Origin of the sequence: Chromohalobacter sp. HP20-39 (assembly GCF_033052815.1) — a bacterium.
Taxonomy (GTDB): Bacteria; Pseudomonadota; Gammaproteobacteria; order Pseudomonadales; family Halomonadaceae; genus Chromohalobacter.
In genome coordinates this window covers 1-305 of sequence record NZ_JAWHTP010000454.1, presented here as the reverse complement: position 1 = coordinate 305, position 305 = coordinate 1, and the positions used below count along the sequence as shown (strand labels likewise).

At 60.0% G+C, this 305-nt stretch carries 1 protein-coding gene; it reads left to right on the top strand.

Annotated features, from left to right (window positions below):
• The coding region (locus tag RVY79_RS18785; protein WP_317466073.1) for a ClbS/DfsB family four-helix bundle protein at positions 1-248 on the top strand (248 nt) is incomplete at its 5' end.
• Between the last annotated feature and the right edge of the window lie 57 nt (positions 249-305).

Genomic DNA, 305 nt, shown 5'->3' with positions numbered 1-305 from the left:
AGCGCGCCGAAGGTCTTTCAGGGATGTTCCAACGCCGTTTCGCAAACAGGGACCTTTGCGAGCTGGAAACCATGCTTGCAGAGGGCCAGAACCGGGTGCTCGACATCGTGGCGCACCATTCGGACGTTAGGCTTTTCGATCCCACGACGAGCCCGATGCAAACCCTCGGACGCAGGATTCAGTTCTTCACCGCTACGGCCTACGACGACGCACTGTCGAAGATGCGGCAGTGGAAGCAGGTGATGTAACGACTGGGGCGCCCGCTAGACGGTACGCCTCCCGCATCGGCTCGATCATCTTGGATC